This window comes from Pseudomonas sp. Marseille-QA0332, assembly GCF_054950175.1.
The window spans coordinates 2,521,017-2,541,349 of record NZ_CM143106.1; the positions used below are offsets into that span (position 1 = coordinate 2,521,017).

Sequence of the window (20,333 nt, forward strand, 5' to 3'; positions counted from 1 at the left end):
TTCCCTGCTACCGAATGCACACTCCCAAGTGGTCCGTTGCGCCTACATCTGGCGCTGGAGCTGCAACTCAGGGCGGCCGAGTCAACCGAAAGGGGCTAGAGGCTCTATACCTCTCGCTTGAGTCGGCGACGGCCATTGCTGAGTTTCAGCAAGCAAGCGCATTCCTTCCACCAGGTCTGCTGGTCAGCTATTCCCTCAGTCTGGACCGAGTGATCGACTTCACCGGCGGCTATGACGATACCTGGGCCCCGGTCTGGCAAGACTTTTTCTGCGACTGGAGAAGATTCGCTTCAACGACGGCGTTGAACCGCCGAGCTGGATCATCGGGGATCTGGCTATCGAGGCTGACTGTGCTGGGATTCTGTTCGAGTCCGTTGCGAACCCTGGAGGCCGGAATCTGGTGCTTTTCACCGATCAGTTGCCGGTGCATGGGAATATCGTGATCAACGATCTTCGCGGGGATCTTCCTACCGACCAGTCATCCTGGACGCACCCGTAGTGCAAGCGGTGCCAGGCTCACGCCTGGCTATCGGAGTAGCGCCTTACACGTGCTGTTTGCTTACTTTGCGCTTGAGCGGACGGCCTTTGAACAGATGCGGGCCGTCTATCGTCGCCAGGGCGTGGCTTCAGAACCGGTTATGGAGGTCACTCCGTTGGGGCTGATTCGAATTTCATCGCCATTGGCACCTGCGACGGCGACAGCGCAAATGAAAAGGCCACCCGAAGGTGGCCTCATGAACTAGAGAATGCAGGAGCCTATACGGCCGCTACGGGACGCATGTAGGAGATGGGAGCGGTGCTGGCGTCTTCGAACGTCACCACTTCCCAGGCATCGGTCTCTGCGATCAGCTTGCGCAGCAGCTTGTTGTTCAGCGCATGCCCCGACTTGAAGCCGTGGAATTCGCCGATCAGGCTGTTGCCCAGCAGGTACAAGTCGCCGATGGCATCGAGGATCTTGTGCTTGACGAACTCGTCCTCGTAACGCAGGCCGTCCTCGTTGAGCACGCCGGTCTCGTCGACGACGATGGCGTTCTCGACGCTGCCGCCAAGCGCGAGGTTGTGCTTGCGCAGGTACTCGATGTCGCGCATGAAACCGAAGGTACGGGCGCGGCTGACTTCCTTGACGAACGAGGTACTGGAGAAATCGACACTGGCGCTCTGGGTCCGGTTGCGCAATACCGGATGGTCGAAGTCGATCTCGAAGCTTACCTTGAAGCCCTCGAACGGAATGAAGGTGGCGCGCTTGTCGCCTTCTTCCACGGTGACTTCACGCAGGATGCGGATGAATTTCTTCGGCGCGTCCTGTTCTTCCAGGCCAGCCGACTGAATCAGGAACACGAAGGGCCCGGCGCTACCGTCCATGATCGGCACTTCGGAGGCGGAGAGCTCGACGTAGGCGTTATCGATGCCCAGACCCGCCATGGCCGACAGCAGGTGCTCCACCGTATCGACCTTGACGTCCCCATTGACCAGCGTGGTCGACATGGTCGTTTCGCCAACGTTCTGCGCACGAGCAGGGATCTGTACGACCGGATCGAGATCGGCGCGGCAAAAGACGATGCCGGTGTCCACAGGCGCGGGCTTGAGGGTCAGGTAGACCTTTTCCCCCGAGTGCAGGCCGACACCTGTGGCACGGATGGTATTCTTCAGGGTGCGTTGTCTAATCATGGCATTGGCCGCTTCAGCGCAAGTTGCGAACAGGTATCAACAAAGGCCAGGGATGATAACAGACCCTGCCTTTGCTGAACACCAATCACCTTCATAGCCCTGATAAATTCCATCAATCAGCCTGGCGACGCAGGAATGCCGGAATATCCAGGTAGTCCAGGTCATCCTGCGGGTTGAGCTTGGCCGCAGCGGAAGTCCCGGCGTGCGCCTGGTTGCGCATGACGGTGGGTCGCTCCAGGTCGCGGTAGTTGACCGCTGGCTGCTCGTTGCGCACCGGTGCCGGGGCTGGCGTCTGCTGGGAGGCCGAGGCGCTCTGCAAGGTATTGTCGATCACCTTGACCGGCTTCTCGATGCGTGCGCCCAGGCCAGTGGCGACCACGGTCACGTGCAGCTCGTCGCGCATGTCCGGATCGATTACCGTGCCGACCTTGACCATCGCGTGGTCGGAGGCGAAGGCTTCGATGATGCTGCCCACGTCGGAGTATTCGCCGAGCGAGAGGTCGGGGCCTGCGGTGATGTTGACCAGGATACCGCGAGCACCCTGCAGGTTGACGTCCTCGAGCAGCGGGTTGCGAATCGCGGCCTCGGTGGCTTCACGGGCACGGTTCGGACCGCTGGCGCAGCCGGTGCCCATCATCGCCATGCCCATCTCGCCCATCACGGTGCGCACGTCGGCGAAGTCGACGTTGATCATGCCGGGACGCTTGATGATGTCGGAGATACCGCGCACGGCGCCGGCCAGCACGTCGTCGGCCTTGGCGAAGGCGGACAGCAGGCTGGCGTCCTTGCCCAGGATGGTCAGCAGCTTCTCGTTGGGGATGGTGATCAGCGAGTCGACGCTTTCAGCCAGCGAGCGGATCCCTTCGTCGGCGATCTGCATGCGCTTGCGGCCTTCGAAGGGGAACGGACGGGTGACCACCGCGACGGTCAGGATGCCCATTTCCTTGGCCACTTCGGCGATGATCGGCGCCGCACCGGTACCGGTACCGCCACCCATGCCGGTGGTGATGAAGACCATGTTGGTGCCCTGGAGCACTTCGGCGATGCGCTCGCGATCCTCCAGTGCGGCCTGACGGCCGACCTCCGGGTTGGCGCCGGCACCCAGGCCCTTGGTGACGCCAGTGCCCAGCTGCAGGATGGTGCGCGCGCCAATGTTCTTCAGCGCCTGCGCATCGGTGTTGGCGCAGATGAATTCCACGCCCTCGATGTTGCTCTTGACCATGTGGTTGACGGCGTTGCCACCGCCGCCACCGACGCCGATCACCTTGATGACCGGACTTTGCGGGACGTTGTCTACGAGCTCGAACATTTTCCCTCTCCTTACGATTCTCTAGTTTTTTGCGCCTACCACTACTGCTTTGAAACTCAGAAATTGCCCTGGACCCAACGCTTGAATCGCTCAAGCACCGGGGCCTTCGGTTCCTCGCCATAGCTGTTGTTGCCGTGACCGGTCAAAGGCACCTCCTCTGTCTGCTTCTGCAAGCCATAGGTAAGCAGGCCCACGCCAGTGGAATAGATCGGGTTGCGCACCACGTCGCTGAGCCCCCGAACGCTGTGCGGCACGCCAAGACGTACCGGCATGTGGAAGATTTCCTCGGCAAGCTCCACGGCGCCCTCCATCTTCGCGGTGCCGCCGGTCAGGACGATGCCCGCGGGCACCAGGTCCTCGTAGCCGCTGCGGCGCAGCTCGGCCTGGATCAGGGTGAACAGCTCGTCATAACGGGGCTCCACCACTTCGGCCAGGGCCTGACGCGACAGTTCGCGTGGCGGGCGGTCGCCGACGCTGGGCACCTTGATGGTCTCGCCGGCGCTCGCCAGCTTGGCCAGCGCGCAGGCGTAGCGGATCTTGATTTCCTCAGCGTACTGGGTCGGTGTGCGCAGCGCCATGGCGATATCGTTGGTCACCTGGTCACCGGCGATCGGGATCACCGCGGTATGCCGGATCGCGCCTTCGGTGAAGATGGCGATGTCGGTGGTTCCGCCACCGATGTCCACCAGGCACACGCCCAGCTCCTTTTCATCGTCGGTCAGCACCGAATAGGCCGAAGCCAGCTGTTCGAGGATGATGTCGTCGATCTCCAGGCCACAGCGACGCACGCACTTCTCGATGTTCTGCGCCGCGTTCACCGCGCAGGTGACGACATGGACCTTGGCCTCCAGACGCACGCCCGACATGCCCAGCGGCTCGCGTACGCCTTCCTGGTTGTCGATCACGTAGTCCTGCGGCAGGGTGTGCAGGACTCGCTGGTCGGCCGGAATGGCCACCGCCTGCGCCGCGTCCAACACCCGCTCCAGATCGGCGACGCTGACTTCGCGGTCGCGGATGGCGACGATGCCGTGGGAATTGAGGCTACGGATATGGTTGCCGGCCACGCCGACGAACGCCGAGTGGATGCGGCAGCCAGCCATCAGCTGCGCCTCTTCCACGGCGCGCTGGATCGACTGTACGGTCGATTCGATGTTCACCACCACGCCCTTCTTCAGGCCACGGGATGGATGGGTACCGATACCCACGATTTCCAGGGTGCCGTCCTCGGCCACTTCCCCCACCAGGGCCACGACCTTGGAAGTGCCGATGTCCAGCCCGACGATCATTTTTCCGCTATGCGCGCTTGCCATGTCCTGCCTCTCTCTAATTCTTGGCAACGGCGGGTTGGGCCGTCGTTGGTGCAATCGGTTCCCGCCAGCCAACGGCCAGGCCGTTGGCGTATCGCAGATCGATGCGGGCGATGTTGGCGATCTGCTCTTTGAGTGTCTTGTCGTAAATGGCAATGAAACGACGCATCTTTTCCACCAGGTGATCGCGCCCCAGCAGCAGCTCGATGCCCGGCCCGGCGCTACCGGAGCCGGTGGTCAGGAACCAGCTGCCGCGCTCGCGCAGCTCCAGGCGAGCGATCGAAAAGCCCAGGGGACGCAGCATCTGGCTCAACACCTGGTATTGCTGCATGACTTGCTGCGGAGCACGCTGCGGGCCGGCCAGCTGTGGCAGGTGCTCGTAGTTGGCCAGGTCGCGCGGGGTGAACGCCTGGCCCTGGTTGTTGAGCAAGGCTGCATCGCCCCAGCGCGCCACGGGCAACTGCTCCTCGAGGCGGATCGTCACTTCGTCGGGCCAGACCCGACGCACCTCGGCATGCGCGATCCAGGGCATCTGCTCGAGCTCGGCACGCATGGCGGTCAGGTCGACGGTGAAGAAGCTGGCCGCCGCGTAGGGCGCGATTCGCTCCTGGACCGCCTGCTGGCTGATATAGGTGAGATCGCCCTGCACGGCGATCTTGGCGATCGGCCTATCGGCATAGGGCATCAGGCGAACGGCACCTTCGTAGGCGCCAAAGCCGGCGGCCACCAGCAGGACCGGCCAGAGCAGGCGCTTGAAGAGGCTGAAATTGGCCTTGCGCAGGCGCGCCGAAACCGGCTCTTCGGCCACCAGGCGGCTGGCACCACGCGGCACCGGCTTGCTACGGCCGGTGGCGGGTTGCTGATGACGTAACATCGCGCCTTGCATGGCTGTTAACCTCGCGTCTCGACGCTGGCCGCCAGGATCGCCAGCACCAGTTGCTGGAAGTCCAGGCCGGCAGCGCGTGCCGCCATGGGTACCAGGCTATGATCGGTCATGCCCGGTGCGGTATTGACTTCGAGCAGCCAGAACCGGCCCTGCTCGTCCTGCATCACATCCAGACGCCCCCAGCCTTCGATGCCGATGGCGTCGCAGGCCCGTGCGGTCAGCTCGACCAGCTCTTGCTCCTTGGCCTCGTCCAGCCCGCACGGGATGCGATACTGGGTGTCGCTGGCCAGGTACTTGGCGTCGTAGTCGTAGAACACGTGCGGCGTACCCAGGGCGATCGGCGGCAGCACCTGGCCACGCAGCACGGCGATGGTGAACTCCGGACCATGGATCCACTGTTCGACCAGCACTTGCGAATCGTACCTGGCCGCGTCCTCCCAGGCCGTGACCAGCTCCTGCACGCTGTTCACCTTGGCCATGCCGATACTCGAACCTTCATGGGCGGGTTTGACGATCAAAGGAAAGCCCAGTTCCTGGCCGGCGGAAAAACAATCGTCCGCGCTGCCGAGCACGGCGTGCCGAGGAGTTGGAATCCCCAGGCTCTGCCAGACCTGCTTGGTGCGCAACTTGTCCATGGCCAGGGCCGAAGCGAGGATGCCGCTGCCGGTGTAGGGGATGCCCAGGCACTCGAGCAGGCCCTGCATGCTGCCGTCCTCGCCACCGCGCCCGTGGAGAACGATGAAGGCGCGATCGATACGCCCCTGTTGCAGGCGCCCGAGCAGATCGTCGCCCACGTCGATGCCGAACGCGTCGACACCGGCGCCGCGCAGGGCTTCGAGCACCGCGGCGCCCGACTTGAGCGACACGTCGCGCTCGGCGCTCTTGCCGCCGTACAGCACGGCGACGCGGCCGAAGGCTTTCGGCTCGAGGGTCGAGCGCAGGCCGTGGTAGTTGCCGGTCGTCATTGGCGTTTCTCCTGGCGGGCGATGGCGCCCGCGAACAGCGGGCTGCGCAGCAGTTGCGGAGCCAGACCGCCGATGTCCCCGGCGCCTTGGCACAGCAGGATGTCGCCTGGGCGCAGCATCGGCTTGACCACTGGCGCAAGTTCCGCGCCACGCTCGATGTAGACCGGGTCGAGCTGCCCGCGCTGGCGGATGCTGTGGCACAGCTGGCGACTGTCGGCGCCTGGAATGGGCTCCTCGCCGGCTGGATAGACTTCCATCAGCAGCAACACGTTGGCATCGGCCAGGACCTGCACGAAATCATCGTACAGGTCCCGTGTACGGCTGTAGCGATGCGGCTGGTAGACCATCACCAGGCGCCGCTCCGGCCAGCCGCCGCGCACGGCCTTGATTACCGCCGCCACCTCGGTCGGGTGATGGCCGTAGTCGTCCACCAGCATCACGCTGCCACCGTCGACTGGCAGTTCGCCATAAACCTGGAAGCGCCGCCCCACGCCCTGGAAACCGGACAGGCCCTGGACGATGGCGGCGTCGCTGATGCCTTCGTCGCTGGCAATGGCGATGGTGGCCAGAGCGTTGAGCACGTTGTGGTTGCCCGGCATGTTGACCGAGACATCCAGCGGCTCGCGATCGCGACGCAACACGGTGAAGTAGGTCTGCATGCCCTGCTGGCGCACATTGATCGCGCGCACGTCGGCTTCTTCATGGAAGCCGTAGGTGACCACCGGACGCTTGACCTGCGGCAGGATCTCGCGCACCACCGGATCGTCCAGACACATCACCGCCAGCCCGTAGAACGGCAGGTTGTGCAGGAACTCGACGAAGGTCTTCTTCAGGCGGTTGAAGTCGCCTTCGTAGGTCGCCATGTGGTCGGCGTCGATGTTGGTGACGACCGCGACCAGAGGCTGCAAGTGCAGGAAGCTGGCGTCGCTCTCGTCGGCTTCGGCGATCAAGTAGCGGCTGGTGCCGAGCTGGGCATTGGTGCCGGCGGCGTTCAGACGCCCGCCGATGACGAAGGTGGGGTCCAGCCCGCCAGCGGCGAACACCGAGGCCAGCAGGCTGGTGGTGGTGGTCTTGCCATGGGTGCCGGCCACGGCGATGCCGTGGCGATAGCGCATCAGTTCGGCGAGCATCTCGGCCCGGGGCACCACGGGGATGCGACGCTCCAGCGCGGTAGCGACTTCCGGGTTGGCCTTGTTGACCGCGCTGGACACCACCAGCACATCGGCGCTGGCGGCGTTCTCGGCGCGGTGGCCGACGAAGATCTGCGCACCGAACGACTCCAGGCGCTCGGTGACAGGCGAGGCCTTGAGGTCCGAACCCGAGACCTGATAGCCCAGGTTGAGCAGTACTTCGGCGATGCCGCACATTCCGACGCCGCCGATGCCGACGAAGTGGATACGGCGGATACGGCGCATTTCAGGCTGGGGCATGGCTTTCTGGCTTTCAACCATGGGCCACCTCCAGGCAGATGTCGACCACGGTGCTGGTTGCGGCAGGTTTGGCCAGGCGTCTCGCGGTACCGGCCATGGTGTTGAGTTTCTGGGGTTGCATCAGCACCTCGTTCAGGCGTTCAGCGAGCTGCGCTGCGCCAGTTGTCGCTTGTGGCAGCAGGAAGGCGGCGCCTTCGCGTGCCAGGTAATGGGCATTGTGGGTCTGGTGATCGTCGATCGCATGCGGCAAGGGCACCAGCAGCGATGGCAGACCGGCGGCCGCCAGCTCGCTGACGGTCAACGCTCCGGCACGACAGACCACCAGGTCGGCCCAGGCATAGGCGCCGGCCATGTCCTTGATGAACGGCTCCACCTGGGCAGCGATCCCGGCCTCGCGGTAGCGTTCGGCGGTGACTTGTGCATGTTGGCGCCCAGCCTGATGGAACACCTCGGGCCGCAGTTGCGCAGGCACCTCGGCCAGGGCCTGCGGCAGCAGCTTGTTCAGCGGCTCCGCGCCAAGGCTGCCGCCGAGCACCAGCAAGCGCGCACGACGCTCGCCAGGGGCTTGGCCGGAAGCCTCCAGGAACAGTTCCGGACGTACCGGATTGCCAGTGGTACGCCGCTTGTCACTGGCGTCGAAGGTGTCCGGGAAGGCTTCGCAGACCCGCGCGGCCAGTGGTACCAGCAATCGATTGGCGGTACCGGCGCGGGCATTCTGCTCATGAATCACCAGCGGCACGCCGCTCAACCGCGCGGCCACGCCGCCCGGACCGGTCACGTAACCGCCGAAGCCCAGCACGCAGACGGGCTTGAGCCGTGCGATGATGCGCCGTGCCTGGAGGACCGCCTTGACCAGGGTCAAGGGCGCCTTGAGCAGCGACAACTTGCCCTTGCCCCGCAGGCCGCTGACCTGGATCAGATGCAATGGCAGCCCGGCCTGGGGCACCAGTTCGTTCTCGATGCCACGCGGGGTGCCCAGCCAGTGCACGTCGTAGCCTCGCGCCTGGAACTCGCGCGCGCAAGCGAGGGCCGGGAACACGTGTCCACCCGTCCCGCCGGCCATGATCAGCACGTTCTTGCCTTCAGCGGCCATGGGCAGGCTCCTCGGCGAAGTCGCTTTCCTTGAACTCGTGCTCTTCGCTTCCCAGGTGCGTCCGGCTCTCCCACTCGATACGCAGCAGCAGGCCGACACAGGCACAGCAGATCACCAGCGAGCTGCCCCCATAGCTGAGGAAAGGCAAGGTCAGGCCCTTGGTGGGCAGCAGGCCGACGTTCACGCCGATGTTGATCAGGAACTGGCCGATCCACAGGAAGGCCAGGCCAAAGGCCATGTAGGCGGCGAAGAACTGCTTGGCCTTCTCCGCCCAGAGGCCGATGTACAAGGCACGCACGGTGACGAACACGAACAGCGCCACGGTGACCAGCGAACCGACCACGCCGAGTTCCTCGGCAAGGACCGAGAACACGAAGTCGGTATGCGCCTCGGGCAGGTAGAACTGTTTCTGCACGCTGTTGCCCAGGCCCACGCCGAACCACTCGCCGCGCCCGAAGGCAATCAGCGCCTGGGTCAGCTGGTAGCCGGAGCCGAACTGGTCGGACCAGGGGTCGGTAAAGGTGATCAGGCGCGCCATCCGGTAGGGCTGCGCCTGCACCAGCACGAACACCGCGAGCACGGCCAGCAACACCATCAGGCTGAAGCGGAACAGCCCCACCCCGCCAAGGAAGAGCATGGCCGCCGCGGCGCCCATCATGACCACCGTGGCGCCAAAGTCTGGCTCCATCAGCAGCAGGCCGGCCATCGGCAGCAGGACGATGAAGGGCTTGAAGAAGCCCATCCAGCTTTCCCGCACTTCCTGCTGGCGACGCACCAGGTAGCCGGCCAGATAGATGACCACGAAGACCTTCGCGATCTCCGAGGGCTGGACGTTGAAGAAGCTGAAACCGATCCAGCGCATCGACCCGTTGACTTCCCGGCCGATGCCGGGCACCAGCACCAGGACCAGCAGGCCGAAGGCACCGACCAGCATGGTGAAGCCCATGCGCTGCCAGGTGGCGATGGGGATCAATAGGGTGAAGCAGCAGGCTCCCAGACCCAGGGCGACATACACCAGATGCCGGATCATGTGATACAGCGGGTTGCCCGACTGCACCGCGGCCACTTCCGAGGAAGCCGAGGTGATCATCACCAGGCCCAGGCCAAGCAGCGCCAGACAGCCGGCCATGAAGGCGAAGTCCAGGTCGATGCCGCGGCCGCTGATCAGCGGCGACGGATACGGCTTGATCAGCCCGAAGATCATGCCAGTGCCCTCGCTGCCTGGGCGAACGACCGTCCGCGCTCCTCGAAATTGCGGAACATGTCCAGGCTCGCGCACGCCGGGGACAGCAGCACGGCGTCACCGGCCTGGGCCAGCGTGGCGCACTGGCGCACCGCCTCGTCGAGTGTCCCGACCCGTACCAGTCGCGTACCCTCGCCGAGCGCATCGGCCAGGCGCTCGGCGTCGCGCCCGAGCAGCACCACGGCGCGGCAATGACGCGCCACCGGGTCGCGCAAGGCAGCAAAGTCCGCGCCCTTGCCATCGCCGCCGGCGATCAATACCAGCTTGCCCTCGATGTCTGCCCCCAGCCCCTCGATGGCGGCCAGCGCGGCACCGACGTTGGTGGCCTTCGAATCGTCGTACCAGTTGACCCCGTTGCGTTCGCGAACCCACTGGCAACGATGGGCCAGGCCGCCGAACGCGCGCAGCGCCTCGAGCATCGGTTCGAACGGCAGGCCGGCGGCATGCCCCAGGGCCAGTGCGGCCAGCGCATTGCTCTGGTTGTGCGCGCCACGGATCTTCAGTTCGCGGACCGGCAGCAGCGGCTGGAATTCGAAGGCCAGGTATTTCTCGCCATCCACCTCACGCAGACCAAAGGCCTTGAAGTCCGGAACGTTCAGGCCGAAGGTCCAGCACGGACGGCCTTCCACCGGAAGCGGCCGGCTCAAGGCATCCTGGCGGTTGACCACGACCTGGCGGGCGCCCCGGAAGATCCGATGCTTGGCCAGATGATAGGCTGGCAACCCGCTGTAACGGTCCATGTGGTCTTCGCTGATGTTCAGCACGGTCGCCACTTCGGCATTGAGCTGGTCGGTGGTCTCGAGCTGGAAGCTCGACAATTCCAGCACATACAGCTCCACCCGGTCATCGAGCAGGTCCAGCGCCGGCGTGCCCAGGTTGCCGCCCACGGCCACGCGCCTGCCAGCCCTGGCGGCCATTTCGCCGACCAGCGTGGTCACCGTGCTCTTGGCGTTGGAACCGCTGATCGCCACGATCGGCGCCCGGGCGTGTCGCGCGAACAGCTCGATGTCACCGGACAGTTTCACGCCTCGGGCGGCTGCCTGCTGCAGTGCAGGCGTGGCCAACGCCAGGCCCGGGCTGACGTAGAGTTCGTCGGCGCGGCACAGGAACTCCACGTCCAGTTCGCCACAGCGCACTTCCACGTTCGGATGCTCGCGGCGCAAGGTCGCGAGCTCGGGGGGCTGCTCGCGGGTATCGGCGACCGCAAAGGCAATGCCCCGGCTCGCCAGGAAGCGAACCAGGGACATGCCGCTCTTGCCGAGGCCGACAACGATGCGGAAGTGGTCTGAAGCGATCAGTGACACGCTCGTCTACCTCAGTTTCAGGGTGGCAAGGCCGATCAGCACCAGAATCACGGTGATGATCCAGAAACGCACGATGACCCGTGGCTCGGGCCACCCCTTCAGTTCGAAATGGTGGTGGATCGGGGCCATGCGGAACACGCGCTTGCCGGTCAACTTGAAGGATGCGACCTGGATCACCACCGAAAGGGTTTCCATCACGAACACGCCGCCCATGATGAACAGCACGATTTCCTGGCGGACGATGACCGCGATGGTGCCCAGCGCGGCGCCCAGCGCCAGCGCGCCGACATCGCCCATGAAGACCTGGGCCGGATAGGTGTTGAACCACAGGAAGCCCAGGCCGGCGCCGATCAGCGCGCCGCAGAATACGATCAGCTCGCCGGCGCCCGGCACGTACGGGATCAGCAAGTATTCGGCGAACTTCACGTTGCCCGACAGGTAGCAGAAGATGCCCAGGGCGCCGCCAACCATCACCGTCGGCATGATCGCCAGGCCATCGAGACCATCGGTCAGGTTGACCGCGTTGCTCGAGCCGACGATCACGAAGTAGGTCAGGACGATGAAGCCGGCGCCCAGGGGCAGCGTGACATCCTTGAGCAGCGGCACGATCAGCGTGGTCTCGACGCTGGTTGGCGCGGTGAAGAACAGGAACAGCGCGGCGCCCAGACCGAACACCGATTGCCAGAAGTACTTCCAGCGGCTCGGCAGGCCGCGGGAGTTCTTCTCGATCACCTTGCGGTAGTCGTCGACCCAGCCGATGGCACCGAACAGCAGCGTGACGATCAGCACCACCCAGACATAGCGGTTGCTCAGGTCTGCCCAGAGCAAGGTACTGATGCCGATGGCGGACAGGATCAAGGCACCGCCCATGGTCGGGGTGCCGGACTTGGACAGGTGCGATTGCGGACCGTCGTTGCGCACGGCCTGACCGATCTGGCGAATCTGCAAGGTGCGAATCATCCATGGCCCCAGCCACAGCGCCAGGGACAGTGCGGTCAGTACCCCGAGGATCCCGCGCAGGGAAAGGTACTGGAAGACCGCAAAGCCCTTGTGGAACTGTTGCAGGAATTCAGCCAACAGCAGCAGCATCAATGTTTCTCCCCGCTGGCACCGCATAATGCCGCCACGACGTTTTCCATCGCAGCGCTGCGCGAGCCCTTGATCAAGATAGTGGTATCGCTGGTGTTCTCGGCACGCACGGCTTCGATCAGCTCAGCCTGATTGGCGAAATGGCGGCCACTGGCTCCGAACGCCTCGACGGCATGAACCATGTCGGCTCCTGTCGCGTACAGCGCATCGACCTTGCCCCGGGCGTATGCCCCGACCTCACGGTGGCCCTGTTCGGCCCACTGGCCCAGTTCGCCGATATTTCCGAGCACCAGGACGGTGCGGCCGGAAAAGCCGGCGAGTATATCAATGGCCGCGCACATCGAGGTGGGATTTGCGTTGTAGGTGTCATCGATCAACCGCGCACCCCTGGCCGTGACCTGCGCCACGCTACGACCCTTGACAGGCTGCACGGTGCCGAGCCCGGCGGCGATGGCCTCCAGGCTGACCCCCAGGGCATGGGCGGCGGCGGCGGCGGCCAGGGCATTGCCGACGTTGTGGACGCCAAGCAGGTTGAGTTGCACGAAGGCGCAGCCGCCAGGTGCTTGCAGCTTGAACGAAGGGCATCCCCGTTCGTCACGGCCAATCTCGCTGGCATGGAAATCGGCGCGCGCATCCTCCAGCGCGAAACTGATGACCCGGTGCGTCCCGGCGCGCGCGCGCCAGGTCTCGAACGCCTTGTCGTCGAGGTTGAGGATGGCCGTGCCGCCTTCGCCGAGGCCTTCGAGGATTTCGCCCTTGGCCTCGACGATCTTCTCCGGCCCCCCGAACTCGCCGACATGGGCGGTCCCGGCATTGTTGATGATGACCACCTGCGGCTGGGTCAGGCCGACCGTGTAGCGGATCTCGCCGATACGCGAGGCGCCGAGCTCGATCACCGCGGCACGGTGCTCGCGGCCGATTTCCAGCAACGTTAAGGGTGCGCCGAGGTCGTTGTTCAGGTTGCCACGGGTGGCATGGACCGGGCCTGCGGTACGCAGGATGCCGGCAAGCAGCTCCTTTACCGTGGTCTTGCCGCTGGAGCCGGTGATGGCCACCACCGGTTCCTCGAACGCCGCACGGTTGAGCGCACCGAGCCGGCCAAGGGCCAGGCGGCTGTCGGCCACGACCAGCTGCGGCAGGTCGATCCCCGCCACTTCGCGCTCGACCAGCGCGGCGACGGCGCCCTTGGCCTGGACCTCGGCCAGGTAGTCATGTCCATCGAAACGTGGACCGGCCAGGGCGACGAACAGCTGTCCCGGGCCAATATTGCGGCTGTCGATGCCGACGCCGGAAAAACCGACATCGGCGCCTACCTGACGAGCCTGGAGCGGCTCGACGAGCTGGCTCAGCATCAGGGTATCGATCATCGTGTAGCCTCCCAGGCCGACAATGCCTTCTCGGCTTCCAGCAGATCGGAGAACGCATGGCGCTGGCCATGGATCTCCTGGTAATCCTCGTGCCCCTTGCCCGCCAGGACGATGACATCGTCGGCGGCGGCGCTGGCGACCAGGCGAGCGATGGCCTCGCCACGCCCGGCGACGAACTCGACATGGGCCACCTTGGCGAAACCGGGACGTATGTCGTCAAAGATGCGCAAAGGTTCCTCGGTACGAGGATTGTCATCGGTCACCATCACGCGATCGGCCAGGCGCTCGGCCATCTCGGCCATCAGCGGGCGCTTGCCGCGGTCCCGATCGCCCCCGCAACCGAACAGGCACAGCAGCTTGCCCCGGGCGTGTGGACGCAGGGCCTGCAAGACCTTTTCCAAGGCATCGGGAGTATGGGCATAGTCGACCACCACCAACGGCTTGTCGCCGCCCCCGAGTCGCTGCATGCGTCCGACCGGCCCGTGCAGGCGCCCGGTGACCTGGAGGATCTCGTCCAGGGCGTAGTCCATCGCCAGCAAGGTGGCTACCGTGGCGAGCATGTTGCTCAGGTTGAAGCGGCCCAGCAGCTGGCTGCGCAGGGTGCGCTCGCCTTGGGCGGTGACCAGGGTGGCGCGCACGCCCTCGTCGCTGAACACGGCCTCGCGGCAGAAAAGCGAGGCATCGGGATTCTCCAGGCTGTAGCTGAACAGGCGCGTCTCGACATGCTCGGCGTGGGGCTTGTGAGCGAACCGCTCGACCAGTCGGCGCCCGAACTCATCGTCGAGATTGATCACCTGGCTACGCAGGCTCGGCCAGTCGAACAGGCGGGCCTTGGCGGCCTCGTAGGCCTGCATGCTGCCGTGATAGTCGAGGTGATCACGCGAAAGATTGGTCATCACCGCGATATCGAAATCCACGGCGGCGACCCGGCCCTGCTCCAGCGCATGGGAAGAGACCTCCATGGCCACGGCCTTGGCTGCGGCCTTCTTCAGGTCATTGAGGGTCGCTTGCACCGCTACCGGGTCGGGCGTGGTCAGGCGGCCGCTCTGCAACGCGCCATGGAAGCCGGTACCAAGGGTGCCGATCAAGCCACAATGACAACCGAGGATATCCAGGGCCTGGGCCACCAGCTGGGTGACGCTGGTCTTGCCGTTGGTACCGGTGACGCCGATCATCGTCAGTTGCCGGCTCGGCTCGCCGTAGAAGTGCCCGGCGATGGTCGACAGCTGGGAAGCCAGGCCGCGAACCGGAATCAGCGGCACGTCGGTGATCGGCAGCACGCAGGCATCCTGCTCTTCGTAAGCCACGGCGGCGGCGCCTCGGGCCAGGGCATCGGCGATGTGCCGCCGACCGTCGACCCTGGCGCCGGGCACGGCCAGGAACAGGTCGCCGGGGCGCACCAGGCGACTGTCGAGGGTCAGTTCACGGATCAGCGGGTCGCGGCTGGCATGGGCGAACAGCTTGCTCAATGGCATTGTCATTATCCACGCCCTCCCTTGGCGGGTTCCGCACTGGCCTGCTGGGGTTCGGCAGGTGCAGGCAGGTTGTCCGGTGGTACGTTCATCAGGCGCAGGGTGCCGGACATGACCTTGCTGAACACCGGGGCCGATACCAGGCCGCCGAAATAGCCGCCCTTGCCCGGCTCGTCGATCACCACGACGATCGCGTAGCGCGGATCGCTCATTGGCCCGAACCCGGCGAACAGCGAGCGATAGGCGTTTTCCGTGTAGCCCTTGGAGCCGACGGTGGCCTTGCGGGCGGTGCCGCTCTTGCCAGCCACGTGGTAGAACGGCACCTGGGCGCGATACACGCCGCGCGGTGCCTCGATCACCTGTTGCAGCATGCCCTGGATGGTCTTGGCGGTCTCCCGAGGTATGGCCTGGGTGGAGTCCGGCTCCTTGTCCACCTTGAGAATGCTCAGTGGCACCATCTTGCCGTCGTTGGCCAGGGCCGCGTAGGCATGCACCAGCTGCAAGGCGGTGACCGAGACGCCATAGCCATAGGATAAGGTCGCGGTCTCGGCCTTGCGCCATTCGCGGTGGTTGGGCAGGTTGCCTACCCGCTCGCCGGGGAAGCCCAGGCCGGTGTACTGGCCAAGACCCAGTTGGGACATGACGCGATAGATGGCTTCGCCGCCGATGTCGAAGGCGATCTTGCTCATGCCGACGTTACTGGAGTTGATCAGGATGCCGGTGAGGTCCAGTACCGGCCCCTCGCTGCGCGATACGTCCTTGATGGTATAGCGGCCGATCTGCAGGCTGCCCGGATACACTTCCACCTTGTCGGTGGGCTTCCAGCGTCCGCTTTCCAGCGCGGCGCTCATGGAAAGCGGCTTGACTGTCGAGCCTGGCTCGAAGACGTCGATGATCGCCCGGTTGCGCATCGCGGCCGGGAACATGCTGCGCCGGTTGTTGGGGTTGTAGGTCGGCTGGTTGACCATGGCCAGGACTTCGCCGGTCTTGACGTCCATGATCACCAGGCTGCCAGCCTTGGCATCCTGCTCGGCAATGGCATTGCGCAGCTCCCGCGTGGCCAGGTACTGCAGGCGCAGGTCGATCGACAGCGCCAGCGTCTTGCCAGCCTTGGCATTCTTGGTGACCTGGACGTCCTTGATCAGGCGGCCGCGACGGTCCTTGATCACCTGGCGCTTGCCCGGCACGCCGGCGAGCCACTCGTCATAGGCCAGCTCGACGCCTTCGCGACCGTGGTCGTCCAGATCGGTGAAGCCGACCATGTGCGCGGTCACGTCGCCTGCCGGATAGAAGCGGCGGAACTCCTCCATGCCATAGACGCCCGGCACCTTCAGGTCGAGCACCTGCTGCCCCTGCTCGGGCGTCAGGCCGCGGACCAGGTAGATGAATTCCTTGTTGGCCTGCTGGGCAAGCCGGTCGGCGAGCTGCTGCGGGTTCTGCCCGAGCGCGGCGGCCAACTGCGGCCAGCGCTTCCTGGAACCTTGCATCTCCTTTGGGTTGGCCCACAGCGTGGTGACCGGGGTACTGACCGCCAGCGGCTCGCCGTTGCGGTCGGTGATCAGCCCGCGATGGGCGGGAATGGGGATATGACGCAAGCTGCGGGCATCGCCCTGGCCCTTGAGGAAGTCCCGATCGATGACCTGCAGGTCGATGATCCGCCAGGCAATGGCTCCGACCATGATCGCCAGCAGGCCGATCACCACCCGGAACCGCCAGGGATAGAGCGCGCCGTCGAGCTTCATCATGGTGCGATCATCCGTACTTCGTCGGCAGCCGGCACACGCATCTTCAGCTGTTCGCTGGCCAGGTTCTCGATCCGGCTATGGGCGGTCCAGGTACTTTGCTCGAGAATCAACCGGCCCCATTCGGCCTGAACCTTGTCACGCTCGTTCAGCTCGCCATAGAGCGTGTTGAGCAGCTGGCGATTCCAGTGGGCGCTGTAGGAAACGGCGATGGCCGAAACCAGGACGGCCACGAACAGCAGGAGCATCAGGAAGCTCCCGCCGGGCAATGGCTTGGCCAACAAGCGGCTCACCGAAGCTTCTCCGCCACGCGCATCACGGCGCTGCGCGCCCGCGGGTTGGCCTTGAGCTCGGCCTCGGAGGCGAACTGCGCCTTGCCATGCACACGGATCTTTGGCTCGAACGGCTTGTGCTGCACGGGCAGGTTGCGCGGCAGGTTGTCCGCCTCGCCCTTGGCCAGCTTGCGCATGAACAGCTTGACGATGCGATCTTCCAGGGAGTGGAAGCTGATGACTACCAGGCGGCCACCCACTGCCAGCGCATCGAGCGCCGCCTGCAACCCCACCTCCAGGTCGCCGAGCTCGTTGTTGACGTGGATACGCAGGCCCTGGAAGGCCCGGGTCGCCGGGTTCTTGCCCTTTTCCCAGGCGGGGTTGGCGACTTTCAGGACCTCGGCCAGATCGGCAGTACGGGTGAACGGCTGTCGCTCGCGGCGCTCGACCACCGCGCGCGCCATGCGCCTGGCGAAACGCTCTTCGCCGTATTCCTTGAACACACGGGCGATTTCCTCTTCCGGCGCGCTGGCGATGAACTCGGCGGCGCTCAAGCCACGCTGCGGATCCATGCGCATGTCCAGCGGACCGTCGTTGAGGAAACTGAACCCTCTGGCTGGATCGTCCAGCTGCGGCGAGGAGACCCCCAGGTCGAGCAGCACGCCGCCAACCTTGCCGCTCAGGCCGCGGGCGGCCACTTCCTCGCCCAGTTCGGCGAAGCTGCGCTGCACAATGACAAAGCGGCCGTCTTCGGCCGCCAGCGCTTGCCCCGTGGCAATCGCCTGTGGATCCTTGTCGAAGCCCAGAAGCTTGCCCTGCGGGCCCAGCCTGGAAAGGATCAGGCGGCTGTGCCCACCCCGGCCGAAAGTGCCGTCGAGATAGCAGCCATCGGCTTGGAGGGCCATGGCCTCGACGGCCTCGTCGAGCAGCACGGTGATATGGTTGAAGCCGCTATCTATGGTCACAGGATCAGATCACGCAAATCGTCGGGCACGGCGCCCGGTTGTCGAATAGCTGCAAGGTCGGCCGCGGAAATCGCTTCCCACGCCGCTTCGTCCCACAGCTGGAATTTGTTCAGTTGCCCCACCAGCATCGCTTTCTTGTCGAGCCCGGCGTATTCGCGCAGGCGTGGCGGCACCAGGAAGCGCCCGCTGCCGTCCAGTTCGAGATCCACCGCATTGCCGATCAGCAACCGCTGAAGGCGACGGTTCTCTTCGCGCAGGGACGGCAAGGCGCGCAGTTTCGCTTCTATGTGTTCCCATTCGTCGAGCGGGTACACGCACAGGCAGGGATCGGTGGCATCGATGGTCACGATCAGCTGTCCGCCGCAGCGCGAAGCGAGTTCGTCGCGATACCGACTCGGCATGGCGAGCCTGCCTTTTGCATCGAGGCTGACGGCGTTGGCTCCGCGAAACACGGTTGCGATTCCCCACGGTGGAAGCTTCTACGTGCCAGAAAACCCACTTCTTCCCACTTTCTGCCACTTGCGCACACTATAGGAATCCGCTCGCTGCACCGTCAAGGCGCGTTCATAAGGAAAACCCTTACAGGACCAAGATTTAGCGCCACAAGAGAGAAAGTAGGCGACAAAAGGAAGTGTCGGAAGGGGAGAAAGAAACTGCTGCTCAGGAAGATAGATGGCTAACTTAATGTGCTTTGTGAAGAGTCAGATCTTTTCGGCATTACCGACGAGCAGACGTCTGATGCCGTAAGCGGAGGAAAGGAAAGGGAAAGGTGGAGAGTCGATCTGTAAGCCGGGTTCTGTCGAGGACAGTCATTCCTCTACGACGGCCATCACTGGACGCCTTTAGCAACCTACCCGGTTCCGACGCGGGCCACGCCATATGGAACCCTATTTGGTCTTGCTCCGAGCGGGGTTTACCTAGCCACGAACTGTTGCCAGTCGCGCGGTGCGCTCTTACCGCACCTTTTCACCCTTACCGGCACCGAAGTGCTTAGGCGGTTGTTTTCTGTGGCACTTTCCGTAGGCTCGCGCCTCCCAGGCGTTACCTGGCGCTCTGCCCTATGGAGCCCGGACTTTCCTCCCCCGTTTTCTGCGGAACAAAAAACGGCAGCGACTGTCCAATCGACTCTCCGCCGCCAAGGTTAACGGCAGACGTGCGCAAGAACAAGTGAAGAACGCAATAATATCAACGAGCTATTAATTGGCTTTGTGTTTCTCGAGCGCGACCTGGTAAAGCAGGTTCTTGCGCACGCCGGTAATTTCGGCCGCCAGCGCCGCTGCGCGCTTGAGTGGCATTTCCGCCAGCAACAGGTCCAGGACACGCAGCGCCTCGCCACTCACCGCCTGTTCATTTTCCGGCGCGCTCCAACCGCCCACCAGCACCACGCATTCGCCGCGCTGCTGGTTGGCGTCGGCGGCGACGAAGGCGCGCAGCTCGGCAAGCGGCGCGCCCTTGAGCGTCTCGAATGTCTTGGTCAGCTCGCGGGCGAGCAGCGCCGGCCGTTCGCCGCCGAATACCGCCTCCATGTCCTCGAGGCACTCCAGGATCCGATGCGGCGCTTCATAGAAGATCAATGTGCGTGGCTCTTCCCTCACCTGTTCAAGGCGCGTCCGCCGCCCGACTGCCTTGGCTGGCAGGAAGCCTTCGAAGATGAAGCGATCCGAAGGCAGACCTGCGGCCGACAGCGCAGCCACCAGCGCGCAGGCCCCTGGCACCGGGACCACGGCGATGCCGGCAGCGCGGGCCTGGCGAACCAGGTGGTAGCCTGGGTCGGAAATGAGCGGGGTACCGGCGTCCGAGACCAGCGCCACGTCGTCGCCGGCCAGCAGCCGGGCAATGAAGCGGTTGCCCTCGTCGCGCTCGTTGTGCTCGTGACAGGGCGCCAGGGGCGTGGCGATGCCGAAATGCTGCAGCAGGCGCAGCGAATGGCGGGTGTCCTCCGCGGCGATCAGCTTCACGCCAGCCAGCACCTTCAGCGCCCTGGCGCTCATGTCGTCCAGGTTGCCGATCGGCGTGGCGACGACATAGAGCGTCCCGCCGGTGGATTTCGAAGCCCCTGGAACATCAGTCACGGCGTACACCTGTCTCTTTCGGATCAAAGGCGCCATTGTAGCCCGAGCGCCGGCAACAGCGCGCAAAGAACTTCGCGGGCGAAGGCGCGAGCGCGACCTATAGTGAAGCTTCGGCGTCAGCGGCGTCGCACCCGACCCGGCGCTTGGGT

Annotated in this window: 19 protein-coding genes, 1 other RNA gene and 1 pseudogene; 2 read left to right on the forward strand and 19 right to left on the reverse strand. The window is 64.7% G+C overall.

Annotated elements, in window-relative coordinates:
• Positions 1–14: 14 nt before the first annotated feature.
• Positions 15–200 (forward strand): annotated as a pseudogene (locus ACY8GK_RS11705) (RES domain-containing protein); the annotation flags it as partial.
• A 29-nt stretch (positions 201–229) separates the two neighbouring features.
• On the opposite strand, the gene ACY8GK_RS11710 reads toward ACY8GK_RS11705, so the two are convergent.
• Entirely contained in the window at positions 230–430 is a 201-nt protein-coding gene (locus ACY8GK_RS11710; RefSeq protein WP_462403049.1) for a hypothetical protein, read from the reverse strand.
• Here ACY8GK_RS11710 and ACY8GK_RS11715 point away from each other — a divergent pair.
• On the forward strand, positions 362–499 hold the full coding sequence (locus ACY8GK_RS11715; protein ID WP_268947978.1) for a hypothetical protein: 138 nt from the start codon (positions 362–364) through the stop codon (positions 497–499). The two genes, ACY8GK_RS11710 and ACY8GK_RS11715, sit on opposite strands and share 69 nt — an antisense overlap.
• A gap of 257 nt (positions 500–756) precedes the next feature.
• On the opposite strand, the gene lpxC is transcribed toward ACY8GK_RS11715, so the two are convergent.
• The 18 genes from lpxC to rsmI all read right to left on the reverse strand — a co-directional run bounded on the left by lpxC (position 757) and on the right by rsmI (position 20,184).
• Positions 757–1,668, reverse strand: coding sequence for a UDP-3-O-acyl-N-acetylglucosamine deacetylase (gene lpxC, locus ACY8GK_RS11720; protein ID WP_196177188.1), 912 nt, complete (start codon positions 1,666–1,668; stop codon positions 757–759).
• A gap of 112 nt (positions 1,669–1,780) precedes the next feature.
• Complete coding sequence (ftsZ, locus tag ACY8GK_RS11725; protein ID WP_196177186.1) at positions 1,781–2,977, reverse strand: cell division protein FtsZ; 1,197 nt, start codon at positions 2,975–2,977, stop codon at positions 1,781–1,783.
• 56 nt (positions 2,978–3,033) lie between these two features.
• Positions 3,034–4,287: a cell division protein FtsA gene (gene ftsA / locus ACY8GK_RS11730; protein ID WP_196177184.1), complete on the reverse strand. Its 1,254-nt coding sequence runs from the start codon at positions 4,285–4,287 to the stop codon at positions 3,034–3,036.
• Between the two features lie 13 nt (positions 4,288–4,300).
• On the reverse strand, positions 4,301–5,170 hold the full coding sequence (locus ACY8GK_RS11735) for a cell division protein FtsQ/DivIB (protein ID WP_196177183.1): 870 nt from the start codon (positions 5,168–5,170) through the stop codon (positions 4,301–4,303).
• Positions 5,171–5,175: 5 nt separating this feature from the next.
• Positions 5,176–6,135: a D-alanine--D-alanine ligase gene (locus ACY8GK_RS11740; protein WP_462401321.1), complete on the reverse strand. Its 960-nt coding sequence runs from the start codon at positions 6,133–6,135 to the stop codon at positions 5,176–5,178.
• A complete protein-coding gene (gene murC / locus ACY8GK_RS11745; RefSeq protein WP_196177178.1) occupies positions 6,132–7,586 on the reverse strand; it encodes a UDP-N-acetylmuramate--L-alanine ligase in 1,455 nt (484 codons plus the stop codon). Before murC ends, ACY8GK_RS11740 begins: the two co-directional genes overlap by 4 nt.
• Positions 7,579–8,658, reverse strand: a complete 1,080-nt coding sequence (gene murG, locus ACY8GK_RS11750; protein WP_196177176.1) for an undecaprenyldiphospho-muramoylpentapeptide beta-N-acetylglucosaminyltransferase — start codon at positions 8,656–8,658, stop codon at positions 7,579–7,581. Before murG ends, murC begins: the two co-directional genes overlap by 8 nt.
• Positions 8,648–9,862: a putative lipid II flippase FtsW gene (gene ftsW / locus ACY8GK_RS11755; RefSeq protein WP_230375715.1), complete on the reverse strand. Its 1,215-nt coding sequence runs from the start codon at positions 9,860–9,862 to the stop codon at positions 8,648–8,650. Before ftsW ends, murG begins: the two co-directional genes overlap by 11 nt.
• Positions 9,859–11,205: a UDP-N-acetylmuramoyl-L-alanine--D-glutamate ligase gene (gene murD, locus ACY8GK_RS11760; RefSeq protein WP_196177174.1), complete on the reverse strand. Its 1,347-nt coding sequence runs from the start codon at positions 11,203–11,205 to the stop codon at positions 9,859–9,861. Before murD ends, ftsW begins: the two co-directional genes overlap by 4 nt.
• Positions 11,206–11,211: 6 nt before the next feature.
• Complete coding sequence (gene mraY / locus ACY8GK_RS11765) at positions 11,212–12,294, reverse strand: phospho-N-acetylmuramoyl-pentapeptide-transferase (RefSeq protein WP_196177173.1); 1,083 nt, start codon at positions 12,292–12,294, stop codon at positions 11,212–11,214.
• The gene (locus ACY8GK_RS11770) at positions 12,294–13,661 is read right to left on the reverse strand and encodes a UDP-N-acetylmuramoyl-tripeptide--D-alanyl-D-alanine ligase (RefSeq protein WP_196177171.1); all 1,368 of its coding nucleotides are present in this window, start codon (positions 13,659–13,661) and stop codon (positions 12,294–12,296) included. Before ACY8GK_RS11770 ends, mraY begins: the two co-directional genes overlap by 1 nt.
• On the reverse strand, positions 13,658–15,142 hold the full coding sequence (locus ACY8GK_RS11775) for a UDP-N-acetylmuramoyl-L-alanyl-D-glutamate--2,6-diaminopimelate ligase (protein ID WP_462401322.1): 1,485 nt from the start codon (positions 15,140–15,142) through the stop codon (positions 13,658–13,660). Before ACY8GK_RS11775 ends, ACY8GK_RS11770 begins: the two co-directional genes overlap by 4 nt.
• Positions 15,142–16,875 carry a peptidoglycan D,D-transpeptidase FtsI family protein gene (locus ACY8GK_RS11780; RefSeq protein ID WP_462403017.1) on the reverse strand — a complete coding sequence of 578 codons (1,734 nt, stop codon included), beginning with the start codon at positions 16,873–16,875 and terminating at the stop codon, positions 15,142–15,144. The genes ACY8GK_RS11775 and ACY8GK_RS11780 overlap by 1 nt, the downstream gene beginning before the upstream one ends.
• A complete protein-coding gene (gene ftsL / locus ACY8GK_RS11785) occupies positions 16,875–17,168 on the reverse strand; it encodes a cell division protein FtsL (protein WP_196177167.1) in 294 nt (97 codons plus the stop codon). Before ftsL ends, ACY8GK_RS11780 begins: the two co-directional genes overlap by 1 nt.
• Complete coding sequence (gene rsmH, locus ACY8GK_RS11790) at positions 17,165–18,112, reverse strand: 16S rRNA (cytosine(1402)-N(4))-methyltransferase RsmH (RefSeq protein WP_462401323.1); 948 nt, start codon at positions 18,110–18,112, stop codon at positions 17,165–17,167. Before rsmH ends, ftsL begins: the two co-directional genes overlap by 4 nt.
• Entirely contained in the window at positions 18,109–18,564 is a 456-nt protein-coding gene (gene mraZ / locus ACY8GK_RS11795; RefSeq protein WP_196177165.1) for a division/cell wall cluster transcriptional repressor MraZ, read from the reverse strand. Before mraZ ends, rsmH begins: the two co-directional genes overlap by 4 nt.
• A gap of 317 nt (positions 18,565–18,881) precedes the next feature.
• Positions 18,882–19,241, reverse strand: an RNA gene (rnpB, locus tag ACY8GK_RS11800) — RNase P RNA component class A.
• A gap of 67 nt (positions 19,242–19,308) precedes the next feature.
• Positions 19,309–20,184 (reverse strand): 16S rRNA (cytidine(1402)-2'-O)-methyltransferase, encoded by an 876-nt coding sequence (rsmI, locus tag ACY8GK_RS11805; RefSeq protein WP_196177162.1) that lies wholly within the window; start codon positions 20,182–20,184, stop codon positions 19,309–19,311.
• Between the last annotated feature and the right edge of the window lie 149 nt (positions 20,185–20,333).